Genomic DNA, 19,634 nt, shown 5'->3' with positions numbered 1-19,634 from the left:
CAATGAACACTCTGATTCTCGGGGCCGCGCAGGATCCGACGCTCCAGACGTTCGAAGACGACGTCTGGTGGATCACGCTCATCAAGCTGCTGGGCGTCTTCGTCATCCTGCTGCTGCTGACGCTCTTCACGATCAACTACGAGCGCAAGGTCGTGGCCCGGATGGCGGTCCGGCCAGGCCCCAACCAGGTCGGGCCCAAGGGCTGGTTGCAGAGCCTCACGGACGGCATCAAGCTGCCGTTCAAGGAGGAGATCATCCCGAAGACCGCCGACAAGGTGGTCTATTTCATCGCCCCGGTGATCTCGGCGACCTGCGCCTTCACCGCCTTCTCGGTGATCCCGTTCGGGCCGGTCGTGTCGATCTTCGGGCACAAGACCGCCCTGCAGCTCACCGACGTGCCGGTATCGGTGCTGGTGCTGCTCGCCTGCTCCTCGATGAGCGTCTACGGCGTCGTGCTCGCCGGGTGGGCGTCGGGTTCGACGTACCCGCTGCTCGGTGGCCTGCGGTCGAGCGCCCAGATGATCTCGTACGAGGTCGCCATGGGCCTGTCCATCGTGGCGGTCTTCATGACCGCCGGGACGATGTCTACCTCGCAGATCGTCAAGGCGCAGGCCGGCAACGGCGAATCGACCTTCGACATCCTCGGCTGGAACCCGACCGCGCCCAGCTGGTACGCGGTCCTGCTGCTGCCCAGCTTCATCATCTACTGCATCGCCGCGGTGGGTGAGACCAACCGGGCGCCCTTCGACCTGCCCGAGGCGGAATCCGAGCTGGTCGGCGGCTTCCACACCGAGTACTCGTCGTTCAAGTTCGCGCTCTTCTTCCTCGCCGAGTACATCAACATGATCACCGTCTCGGCGTTCGCCACCACGCTGTTCCTCGGCGGCTGGCGCGCGCCGGCGCCCATCACCACCTTCTGGGAGGGCGCCAACTCCGGCTGGTGGCCGATGGTCTGGTGGCTCGGCAAGGTGCTGATCCTGCTCTTCGGCTTCATCTGGCTGCGGGCCACGCTGCCCCGGATGCGCTACGACCAGTTCATGCGCTTCGGCTGGAAGGTGCTGATCCCGGTCAACCTGGTCTGGATCCTCTTCCTCGCCGGCGTCCGGGTCACCAACACCCGGGTCGACGGCGGAGCCCGCTGGCTGGTGTACGCGGTCGCGGCGGTGGTGGTGCTCGGCATCGCGCTGCTCTGGCCGGCGAGCAAGAAGCAGCGGGAGTACTCCATCGAGGAACAGCTCGCGGCGCGGCCGCCGGGCAGCTTCCCCGTACCACCGATGGACCTGCAGGTCCCGCCCAGCCCGCGCGCCCGGCGCGCGGTCGCCGAACGCCAGCCGGCCACGGTCGGCGGCACGAACGCGAGCCCCGACGACACGTCAGACAAGGAGGTGTGACGTGGGAACGTTCACGGGCTCGTTCAAGGGCTTCGGGGTGACCTTCGCGCACATGTTCCGCAAGGTCATCACGACCGACTATCCGTTCTCCCCGCCGAAGCCGGCGCCGCGCTACCACGGCCGGCACATCCTCAACCGGCACCCGGACGGCCTGGAGAAGTGCATCGGCTGCGAGCTGTGCGCCTGGGCCTGCCCGGCGGACGCGATCTACGTCGAGGGTGGCGACAACACCGACGAGCTGCGCTTCTCGCCCGGTGAGCGGTACGCCAGCATCTACCAGATCAACTACGCCCGCTGCATCTTCTGCGGACTCTGCATCGAGGCCTGCCCGACCCGCTCGCTGACCATGAGCAACGAGTACGAGCTGGCCCGCGACAACCGGCAGGACCTCATCTTCACCAAGAAGGAACTGCTGGCGCCGCTGCTGCCCGGCATGGAGCAGCCGCCGCACCCGATGCGCCTTGGCGACACCGACAAGGACTACTACCTGGGCGCGCTCACGAACCCGGGCACGTCGGCCGGCGCCGAACGGGCGCCCTGGTCGGAGACCGGCACGCAGGACGCCGCTACGGCCGCGGAGGTCAAGCGATGATGGCGTACGCGGCCGAGGCAGCCGCACAGGTCTCCACCGCCGAGGCCTGGAGCTTCTGGATCCTGGGCACGCTGTCCGTCGCTGGCGGCCTCGGCATGGTGCTCGCACGCAACGCGGTGCACTCCGCGCTGTGGCTCGTCCTGACGATGTTCTGCCTGGGCTTCCTCTACGTGGTCAACGACGCGCCGTTCCTCGGTGCGGTGCAGATCATCGTCTACACCGGCGCGATCATGATGCTGTTCCTCTTCGTACTCATGCTCGTCGGCCGGGATGCCTCCGACTCGCTCATCGAGACGCTGCGCGGCCAGCGGATCGCGGCGATCCTGCTGGGTGCCGGCTTCGGCGGCCTGATCGCCACCGGCCTCGCCCGCTCGCTCGGTGACTCGGCGGTGGTGGGGCTGGCCGACGCGAACGCCGCCGGCAACGTGCAGGGCATCGCCCGACTGCTGTTCACCAAGTACGTCTTCGCCTTCGAGGTCACCTCCGCCCTGCTCATCACGGCGGCGGTCGGCGCGATGGTGCTCGCACACGTCGAGCAGTCCTCGCTGGAGAAGGCCGACCAGGTGACGCGGATGAAGGAGCGTTTCCGGCCGGGCAACTACCCCGGCGCGAAGGCGGGCCCGGGCGTCTACGCCAACACCATGTCGGTCGCCGTCGCGGGCAAGTTGCCGGACGGCAGCGGCTCGGAGCGCACCCTCTCGCCGATCCTGCCCGTGCGCGAGCTGACCGAGCAGGAAGCCGCACCCAAGGGGACGGAAAAGTGACTCCTGACTACTACCTCGTACTCGCGGCGATCCTCTTCACCATCGGCGCCGCCGGGGTACTGGTACGCCGTAACGCGATCGTCCTGTTCATGTGCATCGAGCTGATGCTGAACGCGGCGAACCTCGCGCTGGTGACCTTCAGCCGGATCAACGGCAACCTCGACGGCCAGATCATCTCGTTCTTCGTGATGGTGGTCGCGGCGGCCGAGGTCGTGGTGGGGCTCGCGATCATCATGTCGATCTTCCGGACGCGACGCTCGGCGAGCGTCGACGACGCCAACCTCCTCAAGTACTAAAGGGGCCTTCACGTGGAACAGACAGTGGAGTACGCCCACGCCACGGGGCTTCTGAGCGGAATCTGGCTGCTTGTCGCCATTCCGCTCGCCAGCGCGGCCGTCCTCCTGCTGCTCGGCAAGAGGTCGGACAAGTGGGGCCACTGGCTCGGCGTGCTGGCGGTCGCGGCGACCTTCGTCCTCGGCCTGACGATGTTCTTCAGCCTGCGCGGGCTGGACCCGGCGGCGCGCTCGGCCGAGCTGAGCCTCTGGGACTTCATCGTCGTCGGCAACCTGAAAGTCGACTTCGGGCTGCTGTTCGACCCGCTGTCCGGCGTCTTCGTCCTGCTGATCACCGGCGTCGGATCGCTCATCCACGTGTACGCCGTCGGCTACATGGAGCACGACCCCGGGCGGCGCAGGTTCTTCGCGTACTTCAACCTGTTCGTCGCGGCGATGCTCCTGCTCGTCCTCGGCAACAACTACGTGATGCTCTACTTCGGCTGGGAGGGCGTGGGTCTCGCGTCGTACCTGCTGATCTCGTTCTGGTACACCCGGCCGTCGGCGGCCACCGCCGGCAAGAAGGCGTTCCTGATGAACCGGGTCGGCGACGCCGGCCTGGCCATCGGCATCTTCATGATGTTCGCGACGATGGGCACCACCCAGTACGACGACGTGTTCAGCGGCGTTTCCGCGCTCTCCGGCGGCACAGTGCTGATCATGGGCATCCTGCTGCTGCTTGGCGCCGCGGGTAAGTCCGGCCAGTTCCCGCTGCAGGCCTGGCTCCCGGACGCCATGGAGGGTCCGACCCCGGTCTCCGCCCTGATCCACGCGGCGACGATGGTCACCGCCGGCGTCTACTTGATCGCCCGCTCCCACGCGATCTTCTCGGCCAACGAGACGCTCCAGACCATCGTGGTCAGCGTCGGTGCGCTCACCCTGCTGATGGGCTGCATCATCGGCGCCGCGAAGGACGACATCAAGCGCGTCCTCGCCTGGTCGACCGTCAGCCAGATCGGCTACATGTTCGTCGGGGTCGGGCTCGGCGGCGGGGCGTACGCCCTGGCGATCATCCACCTGCTGGCGCACGGCTTCTTCAAGGCCAACATGTTCCTCGGGGCCGGCTCGGTCATGCACGGCATGCACGACCAGGTCGACATCCGCCGCTTCGGCGGCCTGAGCAAGTACATGAAGTACACCTGGCTGACTTTCATGATGGGCTGGCTGGCGATCATCGGCATCCCGCCGCTGTCCGGCTACTTCTCGAAGGAGCCGATCATCGCGGCCGCCTTCGAGGGCGAGGGCTGGAAGCCCTGGCTGTTCGGCATGGCCGCCCTGCTCGGCGCGGGCCTGACCGCCTTCTACATGACCCGGCTCTACGTGCTGACCTTCCACGGTCCCGAGCGGTACACCGCGGAGAACAAGCACCCGCACGAGTCGCCGTTCATCATGACCGTGCCGCTGATGCTGCTGGCGGTCGGCTCGGTCGCGGCCGGCTTCCTGATGTCCACCTCCGTCCCGGACTGGCTGGTGCCGGTCTTCGGCGCGGTGGAGGAAGAACACCCGCACGCGGTCCTCTCGCACACAGTGGTCGGCATCCTGGGCATCGTGGTCACGCTGATCGGCGCGGGCCTGGCCTGGACGCTGTTCCGCAACGGCACCGCCGAGCAGGAGCAGCCCGCCGGTGCGCTGGTGCGGGCGGCCCGGCGCAACCTCTACACCGACGCCTTCAACGAGGCGGTGTTCGAGCGGCCCGGCATCTACCTGACCCGCGCCCTGGTCTACCTCGACAACCGGGGCATCGACGGCGCGGTGAACGGCCTGGCGGCGGCCGTCGGCGGCAGCTCGGGGCGCCTGCGCCGGCTGCAGACCGGTTTCGTCCGCTCGTACGCGTTGTCCATGCTCACCGGCGCCGTGCTGGTCGTCGGCGCGTTCCTCGCGATCCAGCTGGGGTGGTTGGCGTAATGAAGGACTTCCCGTTCCTGTCCATCCTGACGTTGCTCCCACTGGTGGGCGCGGCAGTGGTGGCCTTCCTCCCGCGGAGCAATGCCGGCCTCGCCAAGATCGTCGCCCTGGCGTGGTCGCTGGTCGTGCTCGCGCTGAGCATCGGCATGTGGGTGGCGTTCCAGGTCGACGGCGACCGCTTCCAGTTCCGTGAGTCCTACCAGTGGATCCCCACCTGGGACGCGCGGTTCACCTTCGCCGCCGACGGCATCGCGCTGGTGATGCTCGTGCTCATCGCGCTGCTCGTGCCGCTGGTCATCCTGGCCTCCTGGCACGACGTCGACGAGAGCCAGCGGTCGGTGCCGACGTACTTCGCCCTGCTGCTCGCCCTCGAGTGCACGATGATCGGCGTCTTCGCGGCCGCCGACGTGTTCCTCTTCTACGTGTTCTTCGAGGTCATGCTGGTGCCGATGTACTTCATCATCGGCTCGTACGGCGGCCAGCGCCGCCAGTACGCCGCGGTGAAGTTCTTCCTCTACTCGCTGGTCGGCGGCCTCTTCATGCTGGCCGCGGTCATCGGGCTCTGGGTGGTCGGCGGGCACACCTTCGACTGGGCGACCCTCAAGGACGCCTCGGCCGCCTTCGAGACGAACACCGCGCGGTGGCTGTTCCTCGGCTTCTTCATCGCGTTCGCGGTCAAGGCCCCGTTCTTCCCGTTCCACACCTGGCTGCCGGACGCCGGTGGTGCCGCCCCGGCACCCGCGGCCGCGCTGCTCGTCGGCGTGCTCGACAAGGTGGGTACCTTCGGCATCCTGCGCTACTGCCTGCCGATCTTCCCGGAGGCGTCGCGCTGGTTCGCCCCGGCGGCGCTGGTCCTGGGTGCCATCGGCATCATCTACGCGGCGCTGCTGGCGGTCGGGCAGAACGACCTCAAGCGGCTGGTGTCCTACACGTCGATCGCCCACTTCGGGTTCATCGGCATCGGCATCTTCGCCTTCACCACCCAGGCCGGCACCGGCGCGGTGCTCTACATGGTCAACCACGGCCTCGCCACCGGCCTGCTCTTCCTGGTCGTGGGCATGTTCGTGGCACGCCGCGGCTCGGCGCTGGTCAGCGACTTCGGCGGTGCCGGCAAGCTGGTCCCGGTGCTCGCGGGCGTCCTGTTCTTCGCCGGTCTGGCGTCGCTGGCGCTGCCCGGCACGGCGCCGTTCATCAGCGAGTTCCTGGTGCTGATCGGCACCTTCACCGTGCACCCGGTCTACGCGATCATCGCCACGGCCGGCATCATCCTCGCCGCCGCGTACGTGCTCTGGATGGTGCAACGCACGACGCAGGGCACGCTCAACCCGGCGCTGACCGAGGTTCCGGCGATGCACAAGGACATCAGCCTCCGCGAGAAGGTCGTGGTCGCGCCGCTGGTGCTCCTGCTGCTGCTCCTCGGCTTCTACCCGAAGCCGGTCACCGATGTGATCAACCCGGCGGTCCAGGCGACCATGCAGGACGTCGGCACGACCGATCCGGCGCCAACGGCGGTCGCGAACGGAAAGGTGGCGCCCTAGCCATGGGAGAGCTCAAACTTCCCGACATCGACTATCGGGCACTCTCGCCGATGTTGATCCTCTTCGGGGCGGCCTGCCTGGGGGTCCTCTTCGAGGCCCTGGTGCCCAAGGCCCGGCGCCACCTCGTTCAGCTCGGCCTGGCGCTCGTGTCGCTGCTCGCCGCGCTGGTAATGGTGATCATCGTCCGCGACAAGCAGGTCGTCACCATCGGCGGCGCGATCGCGGTGGACGGGCCCACGCTGTTCCTGCAGGGCTCGATCCTGCTGCTCGGCATCGTCTCGCTGCTGCTGATCGGGGAGCGGACGCTCGAGGCCGGCGGCGCGTTCGTCGCCCAGGCGGCGGTCACGGTCGGCTCGCAGAAGGACCTGAAGCAGGCCGGCGGTCAACCGGGCGCCACCGAGGTGTACCCACTGACAGTGTTCGCCCTCGGCGGCATGTTGCTCTTCGTGGCGGCCAACGACCTGCTGACGATGTTCGTGGCACTCGAGGTCTTCTCGCTGCCGCTCTACCTGCTCTGCGCCCTGGCCCGCCGGCGCCGCCTGCTGAGCCAGGAAGCGGCGCTGAAGTACTTCCTGCTGGGCTCGTACGCCTCGGCCTTCTTCCTGTTCGGCGTGGCGCTCATCTACGGCTACAGCGGGGCGGTGGACCTGGCGTCCATCCACGCCGCGACGGTCGACTCGACCCGCAGCGAGATCCTGCTGTTCGGCGGGCTCGCGCTGGTTTCCATCGGCCTGCTGTTCAAGAGCGCGGCGGCGCCGTTCCACGTCTGGACCCCGGACGTCTACCAGGGCGCCCCGACGCCGATCACCGCGCTGATGGCGGCCTGCACCAAGGTGGCGGCGTTCGGTGCGCTGCTGCGCGTGCTCTACGTGGCGTTCGACGGCGCCCGGTGGAACTACCAGCCGGTGCTCGGCGTCATCGCCATCCTGACCATGTTGGTCGGCGCCGTGCTGGCGGTCACCCAGACCGACATGAAGCGGCTGCTGGCGTACTCGTCGATCGCGAACGCGGGCTACCTGCTGGTGGGCGTCCTGGCGCTCAACAAGCAGGGCCTGTCTAGCACGATGTTCTACCTGGTCGCGTACGGCTTCTCGGTGCTGGCCGCGTTCGGCGTGGTCTCGCTCGTGCGCGACGCCGAGGGAGAGGCCACCCACCTGTCCCGCTGGGCCGGGCTGGGCCGCAAGAGCCCGGTGTTCGCCGGGATCTTCTCGTTCATCCTGCTGGCCTTCGCGGGCATCCCGCTCACCAGCGGCTTCACGAGCAAGTTCGCGGTCTTCGGCGCGGCGATCGAGGGCGGGCAGACCTGGCTGGTCATCGTCGGCGTCATCACCAGCATGCTGCTGGCGTTCCCGTACCTGCGGGTCATCGTGATGATGTGGCTGTCGGAGCCGGGCGAGACCACGCCCGCGGTCTCCGTTCCGGGCTTCCTGACCGCGGCCGCCCTGTCGATCGGCGTGATCGCGACCTTCGCGCTGGGCGTGGTCCCGGAGCCGCTGCTCGATCTGACCAGAGACGCCGCTCAATTCGCGAGATAAGCGGCATGTCGTAACAGCCCCGGCCAGCTGGCCGGGGCTGTTCGCATTCCCACAGTTTTCGCCGGACGATTTTCCCCGGGGCGGCTCGGCACCGGGGTTTCGCCCGGCAGCTCCGCCCGGCGGCTTAGTGCGGGCCTGACCAGGCACTTCCTTCGCCCGTGTGCCCCTCGAGCGGGCTGTGCCCGTACCAAAGCATGATTCTGATCGTCCCCCCTGGAGCAGCCACGGGAAAGCGGTATGGCATCGTGAATGTGTGACTGCTGACAGCGCGCTGACGTCGCTCGGCCTCGACATCGACCCCGCGGTCGACGCGTCGGTTTCGGCGACGCTCACCGTCGTGGAGGATCAGCTGCGCAGCAACGTCGCCAGCGCCGATCCCCTGGTGGCCGAGGCCGCCCGGCACCTGATGGACGCCGGCGGCAAGCGGTTCCGCCCGCTGATCGTGGCGCTCGGAGCGCAGTTCGGTGATCCCTCGCGGGCCGAGATCGTGCCGGCGGCCCTGGTCGTCGAGCTCACCCACCTGGCCACGCTCTATCACGACGATGTCATGGACGAGGCCGCGGTGCGGCGCGGTGCGCCGAGCGCCAACGCCCGCTGGGGCAACTCCGTGGCGATCCTCGTCGGCGACTACCTCTTCGCCCGTGCCGCCGACATCGCGGCCACGCTGGGCACCGAGGCCGTCCGGCTGCAGGCGCAGACGTTCTCCCGGCTCGTGCACGGCCAGATCGCCGAGACCGTCGGTCCGCGCGACAGCGACGCGATCGAGCACTACCTACACGTGATCGCCGAGAAGACCGCGTCACTCATCGCGACGTCGGCCCGCTTCGGCGGCCTCTTCTCCGGCGCGACCCCCGCGCACGTCGAGGCCCTCGCCGGGTACGGCGAAACGATCGGCGTCGCCTTCCAGCTCTCCGACGACCTGCTCGACATCGCCTCGGAGTCGGTGCAATCGGGCAAGACCCCCGGCACCGACCTGCGTGAGGGTGTCCCCACCCTGCCGGTGCTCTACGCGCTCGCCGACGACGATGCGGACGCGTCCGCCGTGCGCCTGCGGGAGTTGCTGCGCTCCGGGCCGCTCGTCGACGACGCGCTGCATGCCGAGGCTCTGGGGCTGCTGCGCGAGTCGAGGGCGATGAAGCAGGCGCGCGAGACCGTCCGCACCTACGCGGAGGACGCCCGCACGCGGCTCGCGCCGCTGCCGGACGGGTCGCCGCGGCGCGCCATGGAGTCGCTCTGCGACTTCATCGCTGACCGCACGAGCTGATCCCGCGCACCACCGTCCACATGGTGGGGTGCCCGGCGGGCATCGCATTTGCGAGGGCCGTGATAATGCGACGGCCGGTCTAGTCGCATCGTTGCTGGTCATAGCGCCGCGTCCACGATCGGCCACTAGCTGCCGCCTGCGCGTTCATGCCCATCGATCTAGACGGTGAGTGTCAAGAGCCACACGTGCCGTAGAGATTGGTCATGGTCGACACGCTTTAGGCATTCCGTCCGGGGAAGATTATTCATATGGTGTAAGTCCCCGGCGTCGGAGGTAGCAGTGCGCGACCCCCTGGCGGAGCCGTCAGATCTCATCCGGAGCGTGTCACGCGCCCTGCGTGTGCTCGAGTCGGTAGGTCGGGCCCCGCGCGGACTCACCGTGAAACAGATCGCTCGGCGGTGCGAGCTGACCGTTGCGACGACGTACCACCTCGTGCGCACCTTGGCGTACGAGGGCTATGTGATCAGACGTGAGGACGGCACGTACATCGTCGGCCTGGAGATCGCGGACCGATACCGTGAACTGGTCTCGGCGTTCCGCGGCCCACCCTCGGTCGGCGAGGCGTTGCGGCGCGCGGCCGTCGAAACCGGCTACAGCCACTACCTCGGCAGGTTCGTCGGCGGCCGGATAGCGGTGACCGCCTGCGCCGAGGGCGCCCGCTCGCCGTTCATGGACGACATGGCCCCCGGCTTCGACGAGGGCGGCCACGCCACCGCGCTCGGCAAGGCCCTGCTGGCCACGCTCACCGCCGACCAGCGTGCCCGATATCTGCGCGACTGGGGCATGCGTGCCTTCACCCCGGCCACCCTGACCACCCCCGAGGCGCTCGAGGCCGACCTGGCCGCCGGTGAGCGGCGGGGGATGCAGTTGGAGATGGGCCAGTTCCGCCAGGGGCTCGCCTGCGCCGCGGTCAACGTCATCACCGACCGGGACATGGAGCGCCGGCTGGTGCTCGCCTGCGCGCTGCCCGCCGCGGAGATGCTGACCTCGGCCCGGGTGGTCCGGGCCAAGCTGACCTCGGCCGCGCGCAGCGTCGCCGAGGCCCTGTCCACCGGAGACGCCGCCACCGCCTGACTCTGCGTTGAACCCGCCGACCCTCCTCGCCCGTAAGACAGGGTGGAACGCGCGAGGGAGGTCGGCAGCCTTGGAAAGTCATGACGCCGATCTGCTGCGCGCTCTGCAGGACGAGCACGGGGACGCCCTCTTCGCGCACGCCGTGCGCCTCTCCGGGGGCGACCGTCAGCGGGCCGAGGACCTCGTGCAGGAAACCCTCCTCCGGGCCTGGCGCTATCCCGAGGCGCTGGATCCGCAGCGGGGAACGGTGCGGTCATGGCTGTTCACCACCGCCCGCAACCTGGCCATCGATGCCTGGCGGCGGCGGTCGGTACGGGTCGACGAGGTGGTCACAGACATGATTCCCGAGCCTCCGCCCAGCGCGGACGAGGCGGATCGGGCGGTAGAGGCGTGGACGGTCGCCGAGGCGCTGGGGCGGCTCTCGACCAGCCATCGCGAGGTCCTCGTCGAATGCTTCTACCAGGGACGATCGGTCGCCGAGGCGGCCGCCCGGCTGGGCGTGCCGCCGGGCACGGTGAAGTCACGCACGCACTACGCCCTGCGCTCGCTGCGCATGGTGCTGGACGAGATGGGGGTGACAGGGTGAGATGCGACCACGAGCACGACGACGGTGCGTACGTCCTGGGCGCCCTGTCGCCGTCCGAGCGCGCCGCCTACGAACGGCACCTCGCCACCTGCTCGTTCTGCCGTGAAGCGGTGGCCGACATCGCGGTCCTGCCGGGACTGCTCGGCCGCCTCGACCCGAGCGACTTCGAACGCCTGCTGGAACCGGAAGCCGCGCGGCCACCCCGCCGCCGGGTAAGCGTGCCGGACCTGGTCACGGTCGCGCAGACGACCCGGCGTCAGGAACGCAAGCGGGTGCGGTGGCGCGTGCTGGGCACGGCCCTGGCGGCGGCCTGCCTCGCCCTCGTGGTGGGCATCGGCGCGGTCTTCTGGATGGACGAGCGGGGCGGCGGTGCGGACCCCGACGCCTGGGGCCCGACGATCGCGATGACACCCGCCGCGGACCAGGTGCCGGTGAGTGCCCAGATCAGTCTCGCGGGCGCGGCCGGCGGGACCAAGATCAAGCTTTTGTGCGCGTACAACCGGGTGAACGCCGAGTCGGAGCCGTACACCATCCGCCTGATGGCGTACGGGCCGGACAAGGAGAGCGAGCAGCTCGGCTCGTGGACCGCCTCACCCGGCAAGGAATTCAGCATGTCCAGCGTCACGCACTTCGCCGGTGGGTCGCTCGCCCGGCTGGCGCTGGTCCGCAACGACGGGCGGACACTGCTGGCCTACGACGTCCCCTGACGGCCCGCCCCTTGGGCCGTCAGCGCGGCGGTAGCGCGGTAGCCGGCTCCGCGGTGGCGGCCGCGGAGCCGGCCACCGTCTTTCCCGCACCCGTCCTCGCCCGTCGCAGTCCGTCCACCGTGAAGATCACCAGAGCGGTCCAGACCAGCGCGAACCCCACGAGGCGCGGCGCCGGCATCGGCTCATGGAAGATCAGGACCCCGCAGGCGAGCTGCAGGATCGGCGCGACGTACTGAAGAATCCCGAGACCGACCAGCGGCACCCGGTTGGCGGCCCCGGCGAACAGCATCAACGGTACGGCGGTGGCTACGCCCGACAGCACCATGAGCGCGGTGTGCCAGGCCGAGACGTGCCCGAACTGGGCATCGCCGTTGAGCCACCACAGGTAGGCAAGGGCGGGCAGCACCAGCACCGACGACTCGACGAGCAAACCCTCGGCCGGCGGCAGCGACAACCGCTTCTTCACCAGACTGTACGACCCGAAGGTGGCCGCCAGCACCAGCGCGACGTACGGCAGCCGCCCGTAGTCGACGGTCAGCACACCCACGGCGACACCGCCGATCCCGACGGCCACCCACTGCCACACCCGCAGGCGTTCCCGCTGCACGGTGACACCGAGCAGCACGACGACCAGTGGGGTGATGAAGTAGCCGAGAGCCGTCTCGACGACCCGCGACGAGTTGACACCGTAGATGTAGGTGGCCCAGTTCACCCCGATGAGCAGGGCGGCGAGCGTGACACCGCCGAGCAGCCGCCGATCCCGGATCAGCCGGCCGACGAACCGCCAGTTACGCGCGGCGGCGAGCAGCAGACCGACGAATACGACAGACCAGACGATGCGGTGCGCGAGGATTTCCAGGGGTGGGGACGGCTTGAGCAGCTTGAAGTAGATCGGGAAGAAGCCCCAGAGCACGTAGGCGGTCAACCCGTACAGATATCCACGCCGCTCCTCGCCCATATCTCCACCGTAAGGTGCGTAAGGGGTAGCGGTCCTTGCATATGTCCAAGCTCACCGGGGCGACGCGTTTCTGCGCCTCGCCCCGGTGGCCCGGATTGTTTTGGTGCGGTCAGTCGTCGCCGTCGGGAACGAGCATGTTGAGCAGCCAGCTCACGACCCCGACGAGCAGAGCGCCGAGGACAGCGCTGGGCCAGAAGTCGTCCACGTGGAACGGCAGGTCCAACCGGCCGGCGATCCAGCTGGTGAGCAGGAAGAGAAGCCCGTTCACCACCAGGGAGATCAGGCCGAGCGTGAGGACGTACAGCCCGCAACCGACCATCTTGATGATCGGTCGAAGTACGGCGTTCACGATGCCGAAGATGACAGCGACGGCAAGAAGCGCGCCGGCCTGCCCGGAAACTGAGTCGGTTGTGAGCCGGATGCCGTCGATGACCAGAGTGGCGATCCACAGCGAGACGGCGGTGATCACCAGCCGGATGATGATGCCCATGGCTGGCGATGGTGCCACGCCCGGGCCACCAAGAGCAGCAACACTCCGCGATCTTGTTCGAGCGGACCGACATGGGGTCCCAATGGTGAGTTTTGCGCTGCGGAGAGTCAGTGGCTGGGTGTGGCGAGATAGTGTGACCGATCCGTTGGCCCAGCCAGTCATTGAAGGAAGGAAGCCACCGGATATCAGGAGAGCGTGTTGTGGAGCAGGACCTGCGAGGCCTTTTCGAACGGGCCCTTGATGACGAGCCCGTACCCCCGCCGGGCGACCCGGCTCGGATGGCCATGGCCCAGGGCCGGCGGATCCGCCGCCGGCGCGGGCTGCTGGCGGGAGGTGCCGCAGCCGCGGCGGTTGTCGCCGCGGTAGTCGCGGTGAACGTGAGCGTGGCGCCCGCCGCGCCGCCGCCGGGGATTTCGGCCGCCCAGGCGATGATGGCTCCGGCGGACCCGAGGTGTACGTGGCCGGCGCGGGACCGCGCTTCCGACGCTTCGATCTTCCTTGCTTACGAGATCACGGAGTCGCAGCGGTCCGATCTGCGGGCCGCGTTGCAGGCTGATCCTCTGGTGCGGGACCTGCGGTTCGAAAGCCGCGAGGAGGCGTTCGCCCGGTTCAAGAAACTCTGGGCGGACAGCCCGGATTTCGTAGCCTCGCTCTCCGCTGACTCCGTGCCGGAGTCGTTCCGGATGACACTGGCCGAGCCGTCCGGGTACCCGGCGTTCGCCGCGAAGTTCCGCGATCGTGCCGGCGTGGCGGATCTCGTCGGCAGCGCCTGCCCGGAGGCGGGCAGGTGACCGACATCGTGTCTTCCGAGGCGGGCTGGAATTTCTCCTGGCGGCGTGAGCGGGTGGCCCGGGACGAGGAGTTCGCCGCGTTCGTCGCGGCCGCCACGCCCAGGTTGCGGCGTACCGCGTATCTGATGTGCCGCGATTGGCATCTGGCCCAGGACCTGACGCAGCTGACCCTGGCGAAGATGTACGCATCATGGGGCCGGATCTGGCGCACGGCGAACCTGGAGGCGTACAGCCGCCGGGTCCTGATGAACGCGGTCTTCGACCAGCGGAAACGCCGCAGCGACTCCGAGGTCCTCCTCGCGGATCTGCCCGACCAGCCCGGGCAGTTGGTCGCACCCGACGCGGACCTGCACGTCACGTTGATGCGGGCGCTGGCCGCCCTACCGGTCCGGGACCAGGCCATCGTGGTGCTGCGGCACTGGGAGGACCACAGCGTCGACACGGTCGCGGAGATTCTCGGCGTCTCGGCCTCGGTGGTAAAGATGCGCAGTATGCGCGCGCTGGCCCGGTTGCGGGAGCTCCTGGGCGCCGATTTCGTCCGGCAATGAGAGGGCCACAGCGGGTTCCCTGAAGCTGTTGCCGGTCTCTGCTGAAACGGTCGACGTGCCAGGCTAGGATGCCGCCGATATCTATATCGGGGGATTGTTCGATGTTGCGTAAAGCCTGGTCGGCTCTTCTTCTCTCAGCCGCCACCACCATTGCTGCCACGGCCGTCGCTGGCCCCGCCGCGGCGGCGAGCTACGGATGGGTGACCGCGGGCGCCACCACGGTCTCGTTCTCGGCCGACTACAAGGTCAAGAACAAGGTCGTGATCACCCGCTCCGGGCGGACCGTCACGATCGACGACCGGGTGGCTGTCCGACCCGGCAAGAACTGCAAGCAGGTCAAGGGCGACAAGACCCGGGTCCGCTGCAGGACCACGAAGACACCCGCCAAGGTGATCGTCAAGGTTTACGACCGAGACGACTCGGTGGTCAACAAGAGCGACCTCAGGATGGAGGCGTACGGCGGCGCGGGCAACGACAAGCTTGTCGGCGGCCCGAAGGCCGATGAGCTGCACGGCGACAGCGTCTGCGACCGGGGGGACGGCAACGACAGGATCTGGGGCGGGGGCGGCAACGACCTGATCTACGCCGGTGACGGGTCCGACTACGTCTCCGCGGGTGACGGCAACGACCGGGTCCTCGGCGACACCGACTGCATCAACGCGCCCCATCGCTCCGGCAACGACGTGATCCACGGCGGCAACGGCAACGACGACCTCTTCGGCGACAACGGCAACGACAAGCTGTACGGCGGCAACGGCAACGACTTCCTCAACGCCTGGTACGGCGCGGACCGCATCGAGGGTGGCGCCGGCGACGACCAGCTGTACGGCGACCCCGACGACCGCAAGGTCTCCGCCGACGTGCTGCTCGGTGGCACCGGCCGGGACATGGTCGGCTACCAGGGCTACCGGAAGCCCCTTGCCATCTCCCTGAACGGCGTGTCCCGCGACGACGGTGTGGCCGGCGAGCACGATACCGTCGGCGCCGACGTGGAACTCCTCGACGGCGGCTCGGGCAACGACCGCCTCGTCGGTAACGCGGCGGCCAACGAGATCAGCGGCTGGGACGGCAACGACACCATTCTCGGTGGCGGCGGCAACGACGACTTGCGCGGCGGCGACGGCGACAACAAGCTCTACGGCGAGGCGGGCGACGACCTTCTCTTCGTCTACCACGGTGTCGGCTTCCTCGACGGCGGCGAGAACAACGACGTGTGCAACGGCCGACGCGAGACCGTCACCCTGGTCTCCTGCGAGACGTTCCAGCCCTGGTGACACTTCGCGGATAGCCACTGCTCGGGCCCGCACGTCTATGCCGGTAACGGCTGCGGGCCCGTAGTACGGCGATGCCCCGTCACGTCCGCACCTCGTTAGCGGTCGATGGCTGGCCGCTCGAACAACGCGGTCGATGGCTGGCCGCTCGAACAACGCATCAGCGCGGGCGGTCAGACACCGGGGAACTCACGCCGGAACCTGGCCAACCGCCCCCCGCCGTCCGTCGTGCCCTACCTCGTGGCGGGGCGATGTCTCCAGGCCGCAGGTGAAAGCGCAGGCTTAGCGGCTTGGGTCGAGCCGTGTAGCGCGTTTGTTGGCGTGCTGGTGTGCCGTCGTGTTCTGTGCGGGTGGCGCAGGCACGACTTCGCGGCCTGGGGTCGGGTTAGCGGCTTGGGGGGCCGATCAGCTGGGCTTCGATGGGGGTTTGGGACAGGACCGCCCAGCGGACCGCGCGGCGGTTGATTACCGCGACCATGTCCGCGCGGATCTGAGTCAGCCAGGCCGCTGTCTCGCCCAAGCCGAGGGTCTTCCCGACGAGCTCGGCCTCGTCCGTGCGGAGGGGCTGCACGAGCAGGAGGTCTGCCCGGGACGCGACGTCCGCGTCCGCCGTGCTGAAGCTGTCGCGGACCACCAGGGTGGTCTGCCAACCTGATCCCGGACGGCTGTCCGCGCCCACCGGGCCGACGTCCATCACGATCAAGAGTGGGTGCAGGGCCGAGCCCGGGGGGATGTCCACGGCCCGGCCCGGCGGGATGACGGCAATCGACTCGCCGGGAACCGCGGCACCACGTACGAAGGGTTCCCAAGCCTGCGGCCGTGCGGTCTGGACGACCACCCGCGCGCCCAGCGCCATCGCACGGAGCGATACGAGCTGTGCGCAGCGCACACCTCCGACGAGCAGAGCGCGGGTTTGCTCTGGCCGGAACAACCGGGCGATGACCGGGTCGCCCCGGCGGTTGCTGCCGATCATCAGGCCCGCGTTGCTGATCGGCAGTTCGAGGTTGTCGAGCAGGTCGGCCCGATGGCCGCCGAGGCCGTCGACCGCGGGACGGCCAGGGATCGCCGGTGCCGTCGGAATGCCCAGTGGCAGGGTCGCGGTCAGGCCGGCGAGGTGCTCGCCGTCGAGGCGTTGAATGGTGGCCCGCTCGGCGGCGAGGAGTTTGCGCAGCGACTGGGTGGCGAACGACAACGTCGCGGCATCGGGTGCGGCGAGGCGGACGGTGAGGTCGATAGCTGTGTCCGTACCCGTGGGTGAATGTGGCCCGGCACCGAGCGCAACCGTCGTTGCCGCCGTCGGCAGGGCGAGTATGCGGGCGATGATGCGTTGAGACGTCTCGATCCGCAGGTCGGGCCAGCGGCGGAGCCGGAACGTCACCTGCGTCAGGCCGCCGACTCGGAGACCCGGCCAGCTCTCCTGAACCTCGCCGGTGCCGTCGTCGTGGGCGAGGTCGGCGATGGCTCGCAGGGCGGCTGCCTCGCCGAGGGGGCGAGCCGGGGTCGGTGCGAGCCGACGCAGCAGCTTGCGGACCAGCCCGGACAGGGCCAGCCGCAGGTCGCCCTCGGACCAACCCTCGGCGCGCAGCACGCGGACGGCGAGTAGCGCTCGGCTGTGGCCGAGCAGGCGACCCTCGGTCAATTGACGGTACGAGTTGGCGGGCGTGCCGCCGCCGGCCCGCAGGGAAGGGGCAGGAGCCCCGGTGAGCACTAGTTGGATGCGGCACGGTGGATGTTCCGCGTCGGCCGGGGGGAGCAGGCCGGCCGGCGATGGCACCGCACCGGCCTCCTCGGCGAGCAGGCCAGTCGGATCGCCGAGCTCGAGAATGGCGGTGAGGCCCTGCCCGTCGACGATGATCGCGGCGGGATCACCGGCCATTGCCATCTGCTCGACGGCGGCGCCCGGTGTGACGAACTCGAGCAGTGCGGTCGGCGTGGCCCCGATCGAGCCGACGTGGCGCCGGCCCGTGTATTTCATCGCCGTGCCCAGCCACTCGAACGCCCATCGCCCACGCAATCGCAGCCAGGTCACGGCAAATAGGACAATAGCCACGAATACCGCCGCGCCGAGAGCGATCGGCCCGTTGACGGCGCCGATCAGCAGGGTCACGGCGGCCGCTTGGGTGCTGACGAGTTGACCGGTGCGAATACCGAACAATCGCCCATGCCGGACACGCTGTTGGTGCACCTTGGGCAGGCGCTGACCGCCGCCGCTCAGCTCCGGGAAGCTGCGGCCGCTTACCGCCTCTGCCGTCACCCCGCGCCGCCCTTCGATAGTGGTTGTGCTTGCGAGGAGCCATCGTATGGCTCGGCGTTCGATGGTGGGTGGGGCTGTGGATAACCAACGTGTGGATATCCACAGGCTCACGCCGGGGTTAGCGTTGCCGCGCCCAGCCGGCTACGGTCATTGTTCAGAACGGGATAAGAGCTGCTCAGGGTGCCCCCCGCTGCTTCGCGGTAGGGGCTAACCTGGGGGCCACGTCAATGCGCCGGTGCGTCGTATCACCAGTACGGCCCGCCCATCCAGGGCACGGCGCAACGCAGACGATCAAGGAAGCGGGGTGACGTCCGGGGTGGCCCAGACGAAGGTACAAGCCGAGGCGATGGCGGCGGCCGCGAAGGATTTCGATGACGTGAACTCGTCGTTGACCTCCATGCTCAACAAGCTCATGGGGGAGCTCTCAGCACTCCAGACCGCGTGGGTGGGTGCTGGAGGCCGGGCGTTCGAGACGGTCAAGAACCAGTACCAGCGGGATCTGGCCGACCTGAACAAGGCCCTGGCCGACACCGCCGAAGCGATCCGCAGTTCGGGTGTCAGCTACGAGAGCACCGACAGCGCAGCCGCGAGCACGGTGACCAAGTCCGGCGGCGGCGGCGTCAGCCTGCCGCTCTAGAACTGACAGTGGGGAGAGTCACTCGATGAACGACGGTTTGCTTCGCGTGAACTTCGGCGCCCTGGAAACGGCCAGCGCCGACATTCAGGCTGCCCTGAACAAGCTCGAGACCGATCTCGGCAAGCTGGAACACGACGCCCGCCCCCTGGTCGACACCTGGGAAGGCAAGGCGCAGGAGGCATACCGCCAGCGCCAAAACAAGTGGACCACGGCGGCCACTGACCTCAAGAACATCCTCCGCGACATCAAGGCCGCGGTGGACCAGTCGGCGCTGGACTATGCGACGACTGAGGGCAATGCGGAGAAGCGCTTCGCGGGCTGATTCGTGGGTGGCCGGGGCTGCTCCAGGTGAGTAGCCCCCGGCCGCGTCCCCGGCGGTGACAGCCTCCGGCGATTGATGGTCGCGAGCTGTGACCAGCTTGAGCGGTTGACGGTCTCGAGCTGTGGCCGACTCCAGCTCCGGTCGTGGCTGGCTCCGGTCGTGGCTGGCTCCGGTCGTGACCGACTCCGGTCGTGACCGACTCCGGTCGTGACCGACTCCGGAACGTCGCCGCCCTGACCGGTGACCGCACCGCGCCCGGGGGCCTCGCAGTGGCCTCTTTCAGGTGGCGGGCGAGGACGAAGTCCCTGGGCGCCTCGACGGGCTCGGGATTGCCGCGGACCTGCCAGGGGTTTTGCCCCGTTGGTGGAGACCTTTCGGTGCGATCCGACGGGCTGCTCTGCGTTGCGCTTCCGCGCGGCGCCCAGTGCCCAGGGTCTGGCGCTCGGCGATGGGATGCCGACTCTGGCGCCGCTCTCCGGTGGCAGGCGGGTTATGCGCCGGCCCTCTCTCTGCGTCGTGGTCGAGGGTTCTGAGGGACCTGCGGCATGGGAAGCGCTGCGGGTGATCTGCCCTCTCGAGCGCTGCGGACGGGCGATATCCCGAGCGGTGCGGGCGTCGCGCCATCTTGAGCGGTGCGGGCGCTGCCGCATCTCAGGCGGTGCGGGCGTTGCACCA

General features: G+C 68.8%; 19 protein-coding genes. 16 read left to right on the top strand and 3 right to left on the bottom strand.

What is annotated here, in order from left to right; translation table 11 throughout:
- Positions 1–2: 2 nt before the first annotated feature.
- From nuoH to AB0M36_RS26510, 11 genes are all read left to right on the top strand, one after another.
- Entirely contained in the window at positions 3–1,391 is a 1,389-nt protein-coding gene (nuoH, locus tag AB0M36_RS26560; RefSeq protein ID WP_364162215.1) for an NADH-quinone oxidoreductase subunit NuoH, read from the top strand.
- 1 nt (position 1,392) lies between these two features.
- Positions 1,393–1,983 (top strand): NADH-quinone oxidoreductase subunit NuoI, encoded by a 591-nt coding sequence (nuoI, locus tag AB0M36_RS26555; protein WP_364162212.1) that lies wholly within the window; start codon positions 1,393–1,395, stop codon positions 1,981–1,983.
- The gene (locus AB0M36_RS26550) at positions 1,980–2,747 is read left to right on the top strand and encodes an NADH-quinone oxidoreductase subunit J (RefSeq protein WP_364162209.1); all 768 of its coding nucleotides are present in this window, start codon (positions 1,980–1,982) and stop codon (positions 2,745–2,747) included. Before nuoI ends, AB0M36_RS26550 begins: the two co-directional genes overlap by 4 nt.
- The gene (gene nuoK / locus AB0M36_RS26545; protein ID WP_364162206.1) at positions 2,744–3,043 is read left to right on the top strand and encodes an NADH-quinone oxidoreductase subunit NuoK; all 300 of its coding nucleotides are present in this window, start codon (positions 2,744–2,746) and stop codon (positions 3,041–3,043) included. The genes AB0M36_RS26550 and nuoK overlap by 4 nt, the downstream gene beginning before the upstream one ends.
- A 12-nt stretch (positions 3,044–3,055) precedes the next feature.
- Entirely contained in the window at positions 3,056–4,984 is a 1,929-nt protein-coding gene (nuoL, locus tag AB0M36_RS26540) for an NADH-quinone oxidoreductase subunit L (protein ID WP_364162203.1), read from the top strand.
- Positions 4,984–6,522, top strand: coding sequence for an NADH-quinone oxidoreductase subunit M (locus AB0M36_RS26535; protein ID WP_364162200.1), 1,539 nt, complete (start codon positions 4,984–4,986; stop codon positions 6,520–6,522). Before nuoL ends, AB0M36_RS26535 begins: the two co-directional genes overlap by 1 nt.
- Positions 6,523–6,524: 2 nt before the next feature.
- Positions 6,525–8,057: an NADH-quinone oxidoreductase subunit NuoN gene (gene nuoN, locus AB0M36_RS26530; protein ID WP_364162196.1), complete on the top strand. Its 1,533-nt coding sequence runs from the start codon at positions 6,525–6,527 to the stop codon at positions 8,055–8,057.
- A 292-nt stretch (positions 8,058–8,349) separates the two neighbouring features.
- Positions 8,350–9,321 (top strand): polyprenyl synthetase family protein, encoded by a 972-nt coding sequence (locus AB0M36_RS26525; protein WP_364162410.1) that lies wholly within the window; start codon positions 8,350–8,352, stop codon positions 9,319–9,321.
- Between the two features lie 279 nt (positions 9,322–9,600).
- Positions 9,601–10,395, top strand: coding sequence for an IclR family transcriptional regulator C-terminal domain-containing protein (locus AB0M36_RS26520; RefSeq protein WP_364162194.1), 795 nt, complete (start codon positions 9,601–9,603; stop codon positions 10,393–10,395).
- 70 nt (positions 10,396–10,465) lie between these two features.
- Positions 10,466–10,981: a sigma-70 family RNA polymerase sigma factor gene (locus AB0M36_RS26515; protein ID WP_364162191.1), complete on the top strand. Its 516-nt coding sequence runs from the start codon at positions 10,466–10,468 to the stop codon at positions 10,979–10,981.
- Positions 10,978–11,688 carry a zf-HC2 domain-containing protein gene (locus AB0M36_RS26510; RefSeq protein ID WP_364162188.1) on the top strand — a complete coding sequence of 237 codons (711 nt, stop codon included), beginning with the start codon at positions 10,978–10,980 and terminating at the stop codon, positions 11,686–11,688. Before AB0M36_RS26515 ends, AB0M36_RS26510 begins: the two co-directional genes overlap by 4 nt.
- A gap of 19 nt (positions 11,689–11,707) precedes the next feature.
- On the opposite strand, the gene rarD is transcribed toward AB0M36_RS26510, so the two are convergent.
- The gene (gene rarD / locus AB0M36_RS26505) at positions 11,708–12,646 is read right to left on the bottom strand and encodes an EamA family transporter RarD (RefSeq protein WP_364162185.1); all 939 of its coding nucleotides are present in this window, start codon (positions 12,644–12,646) and stop codon (positions 11,708–11,710) included.
- A 109-nt stretch (positions 12,647–12,755) separates the two neighbouring features.
- Positions 12,756–13,136: a phage holin family protein gene (locus tag AB0M36_RS26500; protein ID WP_364162182.1), complete on the bottom strand. Its 381-nt coding sequence runs from the start codon at positions 13,134–13,136 to the stop codon at positions 12,756–12,758.
- 200 nt (positions 13,137–13,336) lie between these two features.
- Here AB0M36_RS26500 and AB0M36_RS26495 point away from each other — a divergent pair, with 200 nt between their 5' ends.
- The 3 genes from AB0M36_RS26495 to AB0M36_RS26485 all read left to right on the top strand — a co-directional run bounded on the left by AB0M36_RS26495 (position 13,337) and on the right by AB0M36_RS26485 (position 15,749).
- Positions 13,337–13,927, top strand: coding sequence for a permease-like cell division protein FtsX (locus tag AB0M36_RS26495; RefSeq protein WP_364162179.1), 591 nt, complete (start codon positions 13,337–13,339; stop codon positions 13,925–13,927).
- The gene (locus tag AB0M36_RS26490) at positions 13,924–14,475 is read left to right on the top strand and encodes a SigE family RNA polymerase sigma factor (RefSeq protein ID WP_364162176.1); all 552 of its coding nucleotides are present in this window, start codon (positions 13,924–13,926) and stop codon (positions 14,473–14,475) included. The genes AB0M36_RS26495 and AB0M36_RS26490 overlap by 4 nt, the downstream gene beginning before the upstream one ends.
- A 101-nt stretch (positions 14,476–14,576) precedes the next feature.
- On the top strand, positions 14,577–15,749 hold the full coding sequence (locus AB0M36_RS26485) for a calcium-binding protein (RefSeq protein ID WP_364162174.1): 1,173 nt from the start codon (positions 14,577–14,579) through the stop codon (positions 15,747–15,749).
- 382 nt (positions 15,750–16,131) lie between these two features.
- On the opposite strand, the gene eccE is transcribed toward AB0M36_RS26485, so the two are convergent.
- On the bottom strand, positions 16,132–17,931 hold the full coding sequence (eccE, locus tag AB0M36_RS26480) for a type VII secretion protein EccE (RefSeq protein ID WP_364162407.1): 1,800 nt from the start codon (positions 17,929–17,931) through the stop codon (positions 16,132–16,134).
- Between the two features lie 373 nt (positions 17,932–18,304).
- Between eccE and AB0M36_RS26475 the strand changes: the two genes are divergently transcribed.
- Entirely contained in the window at positions 18,305–18,637 is a 333-nt protein-coding gene (locus AB0M36_RS26475; RefSeq protein WP_364162171.1) for a WXG100 family type VII secretion target, read from the top strand.
- Between the two features lie 25 nt (positions 18,638–18,662).
- Positions 18,663–18,959 carry a WXG100 family type VII secretion target gene (locus AB0M36_RS26470; protein WP_364162168.1) on the top strand — a complete coding sequence of 99 codons (297 nt, stop codon included), beginning with the start codon at positions 18,663–18,665 and terminating at the stop codon, positions 18,957–18,959.
- The last annotated feature ends 675 nt before the right edge of the window (positions 18,960–19,634 follow it).

This window comes from Actinoplanes sp. NPDC051346 (assembly GCF_040682215.1).
Taxonomy (GTDB): Bacteria; Actinomycetota; Actinomycetes; order Mycobacteriales; family Micromonosporaceae; genus Actinoplanes.
This window is presented reverse-complemented; position numbering and strand designations above follow the sequence as displayed.

Bases quoted from the DNA above. Each gene is read 5' to 3' on its own strand.
- AB0M36_RS26535 (WP_364162200.1), top strand. From the start codon at position 4,984: ATGAAGGACTTCCCGTTCCTGTCCATCCTGACGTTGCTCCCACTGGTG.
- AB0M36_RS26500 (WP_364162182.1), bottom strand. From the start codon at position 13,136: ATGGGCATCATCATCCGGCTGGTGATCACCGCCGTCTCGCTGTGGATC.
- nuoH (WP_364162215.1), top strand. From the start codon at position 3: ATGAACACTCTGATTCTCGGGGCCGCGCAGGATCCGACGCTCCAGACG.
- nuoN (WP_364162196.1), top strand. From the start codon at position 6,525: ATGGGAGAGCTCAAACTTCCCGACATCGACTATCGGGCACTCTCGCCG.
- rarD (WP_364162185.1), bottom strand. From the start codon at position 12,646: ATGGGCGAGGAGCGGCGTGGATATCTGTACGGGTTGACCGCCTACGTG.
- AB0M36_RS26550 (WP_364162209.1), top strand. From the start codon at position 1,980: ATGATGGCGTACGCGGCCGAGGCAGCCGCACAGGTCTCCACCGCCGAG.
- AB0M36_RS26470 (WP_364162168.1), top strand. From the start codon at position 18,663: ATGAACGACGGTTTGCTTCGCGTGAACTTCGGCGCCCTGGAAACGGCC.
- AB0M36_RS26485 (WP_364162174.1), top strand. From the start codon at position 14,577: ATGTTGCGTAAAGCCTGGTCGGCTCTTCTTCTCTCAGCCGCCACCACC.